This window comes from Xenorhabdus entomophaga (genome assembly GCF_037996725.1).
Classification (GTDB): domain Bacteria; phylum Pseudomonadota; class Gammaproteobacteria; order Enterobacterales; family Enterobacteriaceae; genus Xenorhabdus; species Xenorhabdus khoisanae.
In genome coordinates this window covers 19,132-28,373 of sequence record NZ_JBBMXH010000063.1, presented here as the reverse complement: position 1 = coordinate 28,373, position 9,242 = coordinate 19,132, and the positions used below count along the sequence as shown (strand labels likewise).

7 protein-coding genes and 1 CRISPR repeat array are annotated in these 9,242 nt (G+C 47.4%); of the genes, 1 reads left to right on the top strand and 6 read right to left on the bottom strand.

The window, feature by feature from the left end; all coding sequences use genetic code 11:
* The coding region (locus AAC854_RS13840; RefSeq protein WP_340617614.1) for a transposase at positions 1-241 on the top strand (241 nt) is incomplete at its 5' end.
* 168 nt (positions 242-409) lie between these two features.
* A CRISPR array of direct repeats spans positions 410-1,417; the repeat unit is 29 nt; unit sequence CGGTTTATCCCCGCACTCACGGGGAACAC.
* A gap of 305 nt (positions 1,418-1,722) precedes the next feature.
* Here AAC854_RS13840 and cas6e read toward each other — a convergent pair.
* From cas6e to cas3, 6 genes are all read right to left on the bottom strand, one after another.
* Entirely contained in the window at positions 1,723-2,397 is a 675-nt protein-coding gene (cas6e, locus tag AAC854_RS13830) for a type I-E CRISPR-associated protein Cas6/Cse3/CasE (protein ID WP_340617613.1), read from the bottom strand.
* Positions 2,384-3,154, bottom strand: a complete 771-nt coding sequence (gene cas5e / locus AAC854_RS13825; protein ID WP_340617612.1) for a type I-E CRISPR-associated protein Cas5/CasD — start codon at positions 3,152-3,154, stop codon at positions 2,384-2,386. Before cas5e ends, cas6e begins: the two co-directional genes overlap by 14 nt.
* A 14-nt stretch (positions 3,155-3,168) precedes the next feature.
* A complete protein-coding gene (cas7e, locus tag AAC854_RS13820) occupies positions 3,169-4,206 on the bottom strand; it encodes a type I-E CRISPR-associated protein Cas7/Cse4/CasC (protein WP_340617611.1) in 1,038 nt (345 codons plus the stop codon).
* 65 nt (positions 4,207-4,271) lie between these two features.
* Positions 4,272-4,853: a type I-E CRISPR-associated protein Cse2/CasB gene (casB, locus tag AAC854_RS13815; protein WP_340617610.1), complete on the bottom strand. Its 582-nt coding sequence runs from the start codon at positions 4,851-4,853 to the stop codon at positions 4,272-4,274.
* Positions 4,846-6,462, bottom strand: a complete 1,617-nt coding sequence (gene casA, locus AAC854_RS13810; RefSeq protein ID WP_340617609.1) for a type I-E CRISPR-associated protein Cse1/CasA — start codon at positions 6,460-6,462, stop codon at positions 4,846-4,848. The genes casB and casA overlap by 8 nt, the downstream gene beginning before the upstream one ends.
* Positions 6,462-9,209 carry a CRISPR-associated helicase Cas3' gene (cas3, locus tag AAC854_RS13805; protein ID WP_340617608.1) on the bottom strand — a complete coding sequence of 916 codons (2,748 nt, stop codon included), beginning with the start codon at positions 9,207-9,209 and terminating at the stop codon, positions 6,462-6,464. The genes casA and cas3 overlap by 1 nt, the downstream gene beginning before the upstream one ends.
* Between the last annotated feature and the right edge of the window lie 33 nt (positions 9,210-9,242).

Genomic DNA, 9,242 nt, shown 5'->3' with positions numbered 1-9,242 from the left:
ATTGCCAAAACTCCCACACGGTGCCGTGATAGTCATGGATAATGCGCGTTTTCATAAACGACTTGATACGATACAAGCGATAGCAGAGAGTCAATATCAATTAGAGTGGCTGCCCGCTTATAGTCCGGACTTGAATCCCATAGAACACAAATGGAGTGGGGCAAAAGCGATAAGAAGACAAAAAAGATGTTCAGTTGATGAGTTGTTCACCGAGCACATCGAATGTGTCAGGTTATGTTGATTCTGCTATATCTTTTCGCCAGCACTCTTCATTCCAATATTTATCAAAATATTTTCTGAATCCCATATTCTATTATTTCCTTGTTGTCGTACTGTATCTTGAAATCCATTGAATATACTCCGTACTACAAGAATCCGTTCCTATTCCTCCGTGCTCATCTCTTTTGTCTGGTTTATCCCCGTACTCACGGGGAACACATACCATCATCCGCCCGAATGCTGAACAATGCCGGTTTATCCCCGCACTCACGGGGAACACCGCATACGTGAACTGCGCAGCGGGGATGCCGCCGGTTTATCCCCGTACTCACGGGGAACACCACGACGGACTTATAAAGTACCTGAGTATTATGCGGTTTATCCCCGTACTCACGGGGAATACGTTAAATCGCTACTCGACGCACCAGTTAAATTCGGTTTATCCCCGTACTCACGGGGAACACAGTCTTAGGGTTTAGAGGCGGATTAATACCAGCGGTTTATCCCCGTACTCACGGGGAACACGTCTGTGCTCCTCTGTGATTCGCCTCGACCAAAGGTTTATCCCCGTACTCACGGGGAACACACCAGAGTCCACTCATTCAGCGTTAAAAATTCCGGTTTATCCCCGTACTCACGGGGAACACGGCGCATGGATGGATTTCTGTCGAGAATTTAACGGTTTATCCCCGTACTCACGGGGAACACTGAAGAATAGGTCGGGAAAACGGATGCCAACGCGGTTTATCCCCGTACTCACGGGGAACACGACCGCGAATCCGCCGAACTGCACGCCAAGGCGCGGTTTATCCCCGCACTCACGGGGAACACGGCCAGAAAGTGGCGTGTTAAACTGAAAGAACTCGGTTTATCCCCGCACTCACGGGGAACACTACGAACACGCAATGACGTTCCAGTTTGGGTGCGGTTTATCCCCGCACTCACGGGGAACACAATCGCCGAGCCGGGCGCAAATCGCGTGCCGTCGGTTTATCCCCGCACTCACGGGGAACACAGGTAATTCTATTTCGATATTTTCCCGACTGGCGGTTTATCCCCGCACTCACGGGGAACACTTTCGAGTCGCAGACTGTTTTGTTAAGGGCGGCGGTTTATCCCCGCACTCACGGGGAACACGGATATGGTGATACCCACATCCGTGGACTGCACGGTTTATCCCCGCACTCACGGGGAACACGAACGGGCCCCTCCCGGCTGTCCGACGGAATAGAGCCTGACACCCGCTTCTCCCACCCAAATGAGTAACGTCCCGGTTGTTGAAGCCAGTTTTACTGCTGCATGGCTGATGCGAGTTCCCGGCTCCAGCATAATGCAGGCGATGGAACCGACAGGAATATGCATGCGTTCACCGTTGACTTCATCGATCACAACGAACGCATTATCTTTGACATCAATACGCCCCATTCCGATAAAGATCATTGAGTTTCTGCCTTTGATGGGAATGGGTTTTAATGGAATGAATGCCATTACAATATCCTTAAATTACAAAGCTCTTATCAGCATTAACCCACACCCAAACGATTTTGCCCTGCCAAACCCTTTCCGGTATTGCTCCAGAAAAAGCGCGCTATCTGACAAGGTGAGCACACCCTGAAAATCCACGCTGGAAAATGCCACTTTCTGGCCTGAAGCTTTGAAGCTGCGATGTTGGGTATAGCGCTCAATATCTGGTGGGAAATCAAAACGAATACCCCATTGGGCAAGCCGTTTCTCATCCTGTATCCAGTTTTGGGCAGCTTGTGTCATCAAGGATTCCATCTCATCCGCGCCGATGCCAGCATCTTGTGCCTGACGCTTGGCATGCATCAAAACATCATGACGACGCTGTTTGCCTGAATCTTTATCGGTGAGGCAGACCGTGGGATTAACACGGAGCTTGAACGCCAGTTTTTGCCCATTATGTAACTTGGGCACAAAAGGCTTGGTCTGGATCTGTAAGCGCGGTGAATGGGTTATCGGTGTGGTCATGGATAACACCAGAAACTCCGGCCTGCCGCTCAGATTCGTCTCTTCCCTGAAAAGGAAATTGCGCTCTTCCTGCTCCGTAAACAGTTGCCACAACATTTGGTGGGAAGCATAGACATCATTTTTTGTCCGTCGCGCTGGTGGCTGTATATGATAATCAGAAGGGCGCAAAGTGACTTTAGACAGATACATTTGTTTCCTCCATTTTTGTCCCCTCCATTACGGATACCTGATACATCGTGCGCTGGGTAAATTGCCAGCGGCTGCGTGATAGCGGCTCATCCCAGAGCTGATGTGTCAGTATTGTGGTATCGGGAATGTCGATCTCGTTTTCATCGCCCTCCCAGAAGTAGCTCACCACATCGTGATAACCCAGCCAATAGCGGTCGGCTTTCTCTGATTGGGTTAAGGGAGGAAAGGGAGTATCAAGCGCTGATTTTAATGACGGATATTCTGCCAGTTGCGGCATCATTGGTAGTGCCAATGGACAGGATTTTCGCCCAAGACTGAGCGTAAAGACGGGTTTTCTCAGCGCATCTTGCAAAGTGGAAAGGGTGATCGTGGCCTGTTCAGTCAATGAAATGACGATAATCCACGTACCGTCGGTGCGATAATCCCGTGAAGACAGTACCGTGTTTAATTTAGATTTATCGCTCAACTCACTTTTGCGGGTCAGGTGCGTCTGTTTTTTCTCTTGAGAGGGAACCTGGGCTGTATGGTAATCCCGTATTAATGAACCTGAAACGCTCTGTTTAATGGCAATTTTGACACTTTGCTGCAACGTGGCAAGTTGTGTATCATCTTCACGTCGAATGCCAAGTGCAGCACCTAATAACCCTAAAATAGCCGAACGGGTGGGGTAAATGCCTGTTGGCCGACTTTCACCGACCGCTTCCACGCCCCAACTGGCAAGTGCACCGTATAAGCGAAAGACCAAGTAATTCTTCATATTTGGCCTCTTTTTTACTCAGTGACGAACTGAACCAGCTCAGTAAAACGACCTTTACCCGTGACGGCATTGATACTATAGCGGGTGTCAGCGCAAGCACCATAAACGTTATCGAAGTTATCCTTCTGTTCTTCCAATGCCGTGATAGCATCGATTGCCTGATCTTCACCATAAATAGGCTTTAAAAACGCGACAGAAAGGGAGCGGGGCTGATACTCTCCCTTTTCCGCCAACACATAACTGGCATAGGCGCGGGAGCCGAAACTGTTTTGTTTGCCGGATGGAGCAACTTTAACGGCGGCTTCTGTCAGGGCTGCAATCGCTTTATTCGCCAGAGCTTCATTGCCCGCCAGATTTTCTATTAATAAAGATTTGTTGATGCAGATATAGCTGTAGAACAGGGCAGCCCCGAAGCCCGCTTCGCCAATATGCGCTGAACCGGAATTACTTTTACCACCATTGAGATCATCGACAGCAGTAAAATAGTCATCTTCTACGGTGACACTGTGAACGCTGATAGCATGGGCAACCTGACAGGCGGCTTCCACACTGTAGGCCGGGCTGGACGCCAGCATGCGGCCAAACATTGCAATATCCACAGCTATTTTTTCTTTGCTCAGTAGCATCAACTCTTCTTTGGTTGGCGCGCGATTTTCGGTGATAAGTTTATCGGCCAGTGCAAAGGTCGCTTCTTTTTCTGCCGGGCTGATATGAGCCAGTTGTTCGATTTCCAGAGGTTCATCTTTTTTATTTTTACCGAAAACTTCCGCAATAGCGACAGCCCATTCAGTCGCTTGCTTCTCTTTAACGCCCCCATTAAGCAAGCGTTGATATACTTGGTATCCAAAACGTTTGGTGCGAAAACCAAGATGGTCTGCAAGGGCATCCTGAAACAGATCAGAAACCCGCCAGTGGCGTTTTAAACTTTGAGAGCTAATTCTTAATCTCTCTGCTCCCCCCATTTTGGCCGTTTTCGGGCGTCCGAGATCGTCACGATTCAGGTTGGCAGGCGGGTAGGAAGTTAACAGGTGTAGCTGAATAAACTGGCTCATTTAAAATTCCTTATCGATGAAAAGTGATTCTGGATGAAAAGTCATTTGGGTTATTTAGCGGCTTTTTATTTCGCGGCCTTGTAGTAATCCATTGCCCATCGCACACTGAGGCGTTTGTTGGCCCGATGCGGTCTTGACTGGTGGTGTTCCTTCATCCACTGTTCAATATCTTTGGCGAGGGATAGTACGGAAACCTGACCGTTGAGTTGTTGCAGAATACGTCGCAAACGCATAATGAACTCATCGGGAGTTTTGGCTGCCTGCAATTGAGCGAAACGGAGTGTACTGACAATGGGCTTGTCATTTTCTGTTTTGGTGCCAGCGGCAGTTGCCAGATTGGTGGGGGTATTTACTTTTACATACACCAGAGTGACGGCAATCATTGCCCACAGTGTCATGTCTTTTTGTTCAATTTCTTCGGCCTTCTTTTCTTCGCTGGCGCTTTCTTCAGGAGCCTTTTCAAGCAAACTGAACCAGAGTGCCCGAAAACCTTCAGTTAAAGTAACATCATCAATAACCTGACAACGCTTTAATTGTGCTTTGTAGAGTGTAGGCGCAGGGAGAATCTTTTTTTCTTTCAATTCGGAGGCTGATAAGAAAATGCTTTCCCACCAACGCATTAAACGGCTTTCGCTTAGGTTATTCATTGATAACCTCCTTTTTCTTGTTCTTGGATGATTTAGTTTCTATATCGTGTTCTGCCATAAATGATTTGATATCTTTGGAACCCATCAGCCACTTGGTCAGAATTTGCCGCGCCTCGATTTTCTTAGGCAGATTTTTGGGGGAGGTATCTTCTGACAGCACGAATTCATCAAAGAGATCAAAGCAGGTATTTTTGAGTTGATGGAGCCAGATTTCGGCCTCTTTGGTGGATAAAGCAGACGCTTTGTGCTGGCTTCTGATAATTTGTTGCGCAGCTTTAAAGAAAGTAGCTTGGGTGCGTTGATAGAAAATGGCATCAATAAACGACATATCGCCTTTTGCTTCATTCGGGCGATTGAACCACGCACTTTTGATTTGGGTACGGCACTGAGTCAGTGCATAGATTGAGAGATTTTGTAGTGTTTTAATTCGCCGGAAAATTGCGTCTTTCTTTTCAATCGGCATGGAAAACAAAGGCAACGTGGTGGAATACCAACCGCGGGCCTTCATATTGTCCATATCATAGCCAAAAACCCATAATCGTGGGGGGGAACTCTGTTCATCCGCAAAATAATCATTGAGTTGGCTGAAATGGTCGACAACCTGCGCTACCCGTTGACCAGATTGATTATCGGAAAAAGTCAGGCTATCCCAGATCTTGTAGGTAATACCACCGGGTTGCCCTTTAACAGACAGGTGTTCTTCATTCGGTTTTTTCGGATTCCATCGATAGGGCGTTAAGGGATGGTTCCATGTACCGGAATAATTGTTGCCATAGTTTTGGGTACGATAACCCGAAATGGATTGCTGGGTTGCCAGCCCCGTTAATTGGCAGATGGCGGGTTTTTCCTCTACTTCCAGACGAACCCGCCGTGGCATCGCCCAGTACATATGCAGTTCATGGACATTATGCGCGTAGATTTCAGTGCCTGTTTTCTGGCTGGTATGGGTTTTACCCAACCACGGAAAAACTTCTGAACTATTGAGTTCAGGATCGGGATAGCGCCAATGATCCCGGTTAACGACATTAAGCCAAAGCTTTTGCCATAACGGCGCATCTAATTCTGGCGGCTGAATTAAGGTCGTCAGTGGGCCACCGCCCCGTAACCCGACGCGATACCCAACTCCGCCGGCAGGCGCGTTAATCTGCAAGGTGAATAGGGCAATGGCGGCCATTTCAGGGGAAATCACGTCACATTGACCGCGTTTGATAAAGTGATCAGTATTGAGCCTGAGTGTATTTGCGCCCGGTGCTTCGATCAGTAATCCTGAAATCTCCGTTGATTTTGCCCCATCCAGAGAATCAAAATCCTGCATAAACAGCGGGCCACTCCCTGTCAGGTTGAAGGCATGTTCCACCCGATTAAGTGCGGTTTGCAAATCTGCCTGTGTCGGGGCTTTTTCATAAAAGTCATGCCATTCGTATTTGTCTTCGGGAGCGAAAACCGTTTGCAGCAAGCCAATCGCCAGTTGATAGGCTGCTCCCTGAAAATCAGCCCGTGGCAGGGCGAAATCGACAACAGCGGGATCACAGATTGCCGCCAGCGGCAGTTTTTCCTCGCTGCCATTTCTCATTCTAAAAGTCAGCCATACATCTTTAACGAGATTCATCACGCCTCCTGCTTAGGGGGTTCATAAAAACCCATGTTGGGATCGTAACTAAAATTGGGATCAATCTCCGGCAGCCAGATTTGCAGGTATTTGGCGGACTTGAATCTGTTCTGTAACTGCTCCACCGCCTGAGAAAGCGATTCTGGTACGGGTTGCAACTTATCGGCAAATCTGTTTTTGGGGAGTTTGAGAGTGCTGAGCTGAACAGGGAATTTTTCATCTTCTACCCACGGTATGAGTTCTCCCGCTTCGGTCAGTTTAACGAGCAGCACGTTCACCGTTTCGATGTCGCTAAATCGGGTACTGATATCCCTGTCATCGTCATACCAGCCGCCTGCACTGCGTTTACTGTATTCATAGCGCTGCCATTGCAGGGCTTGCGACCGCGCGATGGCGTCTTTGCTCCGTCCCTCAGCAATGGCTTCATCATCCTTGTATTTGAGTGCTTCTGGGATCTGCTCATCAACATCTTCACCGTAAACCGATTCGATCAACGTTCGTGCTTCAGCAGGCATACGAATAGCACCTAGGCGCAGTAGTTCACGTAAGCCAAGCCATAAACGCCCGGCTGAACGATAAACATATTGGGTATTGCGGAAATCTTTGCTCAGCCAATCAGCTTCGGGGTGATCGTCCCATTCTGGTGCGTGGAGATATAATTCAGGGGCGGTGCGGCTGTCGGTAATACCTTTCTGATATTCGCCATGTGCATTGCGGGTATGGCGATGCAAGCGACCAACTCGTTGAATCAGATCGTCGATTGGGCAGATATCAGAAATCATTACATCGGTATCGGCATCAAGGCTTTCCTGAAAAACCTGTGTTGTAATCAGGATCTTCCCTTGTCGTTTTTTCTGTGTGCTTTCTTTGCCAAATATATTCAGTACACGGTTTTCTATTATTTTCCGGTCATACAAAATAAAACGGCTGTGAAATAGCGAACAATTTTCAGGATCATCCATTTGCGATTGAATAATCTGAAAGGCTTGTAGCGCATCATCCACTGAGTTGCGAACCCAAACTACACATTGCCCGCTTTTAGCGGCATTCAGGGCGATTTTTACGCATTCATCCAGATGGTTCACGGTTTTTACCATGACAGTACGGCTGACATCCGGACGACTATTCAAGGGTGTTTCAATAATGGAATTTTCTGGATCTAATGTGACTTGCGTTGCCAGTGGAAAAGCGGTTTCCTGCAACTTCTGTGAAGGTATTCCGCTGGCAGATAACCAGATATCCACCAACCGTTGCCGCTGTTTTAAGGAGAGTGTGGCGGTCAGCAATATCACAGAACCCCCTTGATGCAGGTGCAGGCTCAGCAGGCTTTCCAGCAACGCAAACATGTATTCATCTGCGGCATGTACTTCATCGAATATCAATACCTTGCGATTTAGTCCGATCAACCGAAGTGACTGATATTTTCTCGGCAGAATCGCAAGTAATGCCTGATCGATAGTCCCTACGCCCACCGATGCCAATAACGCCCTTTTGTTGGAATCTGCCAGCCATTGATGGCACTGAGCTGTCGCGGTGATATCGTCTCTGGCGTAATCACTGTCGTTATGTTCAGAAGTCAGGATGATGTCACGAAAATTATCATTCATCTCACTTGCGCCGTGAGCAAGAACGAGGCTGGGTAATTTGCCATTTTTGGCGTTGAACATACGAGGGTAATGTTTGGCGATTCGGCTAAACATGGCATTGGAGGTTGCCATTGTCGGCAGGCCAAAATAGAAACCGTCCGCAGCACCGGTTTGCATTAAACGATGCGTGAGGGCAAGGGCGGCTTCTGTTTTTCCTGCTCCCGTCACATCCTCCAGAATAAAAAGTTGTGGGGAATCATCAATCGGGACTTCCTCAGCCCATTTTTGTAATGGGGTGGGAGAGAATTGATAATATTCCTGAATAGAGGTATACGGAGATATCAGAGGAGTATTCAGGACATCAATGTTATTCAGGACAATTTGAGCCTGTTTTTGGGTAAATTGCCAATATTCTGCCAGTGGAAAGGCTTTGGTCTGATAACGGAAATGATAACAATCGGAACCTATCCAGTCCGCCAATACCACAATACCGGCAAGTTGCCAGCTTACTTGTTTCAGTTTTTGTTGCCACTCTTTTGACAGCAGCTTTTCCAGTGGCAGATGAGGTTGAAAAAGTTTAAGCAGATCATGGGCAAATGCTGTTGCATCAACAGTATTTTGTGATTCAGTAAAATCGACAATATCTTTCCAATTACCCTCATCAATGGGTTTACCATGATGCCCGAGCATACACTGCATTAAAATCATCAACGCATCTTGGGCACGGTCTTTTTCTCTGGGTTGCAGGTTGTCATTTCCCACCAATGCAAACAGAACTTCATCCTGAATCTTTTTCCAGAAATACAGCCCCAGTCGATCATGCCGGAAATGTCGGGAATCGTAGGGCTTATGCTGATCAGGTTTAATGAGGTCAGTATCTTCCTGAGAATATAATTGCTGAAATGCAGAGGCAAATTTACCGATATCATGTAGTACCAGAAAAAACGAAAATAGATTCTGTAATGATTCTGGTGATAATTCTAAAAACTCTGCGAGATCTTGCGTCAGTTTTTTTTGTGGTGCCAATAATAATTGCCCCACAGCGGCAACATCCAGACAGTGATAAGCCAGAAGATGGTAGTCTTCGTCAGAATAGGGATTCTTTTTGGCTTTACCCCAATATCGCGTGAGGTAGCCAAAACTATTTATTAATTCAGGCATGTTTTTTCACGGTGAAATAAAATAATAACCGTG

What these genes read in the sequence shown, in the direction of transcription:
- cas5e (WP_340617612.1), bottom strand. Translation starts at nt 3,154, where the DNA reads ATGAAGAATTACTTGGTCTTTCGCTTATACGGTGCACTTGCCAGTTGG.
- cas3 (WP_340617608.1), bottom strand. Translation starts at nt 9,209, where the DNA reads ATGCCTGAATTAATAAATAGTTTTGGCTACCTCACGCGATATTGGGGT.
- cas6e (WP_340617613.1), bottom strand. Translation starts at nt 2,397, where the DNA reads ATGTATCTGTCTAAAGTCACTTTGCGCCCTTCTGATTATCATATACAG.
- casA (WP_340617609.1), bottom strand. Translation starts at nt 6,462, where the DNA reads ATGAATCTCGTTAAAGATGTATGGCTGACTTTTAGAATGAGAAATGGC.
- casB (WP_340617610.1), bottom strand. Translation starts at nt 4,853, where the DNA reads ATGAATAACCTAAGCGAAAGCCGTTTAATGCGTTGGTGGGAAAGCATT.
- cas7e (WP_340617611.1), bottom strand. Translation starts at nt 4,206, where the DNA reads ATGAGCCAGTTTATTCAGCTACACCTGTTAACTTCCTACCCGCCTGCC.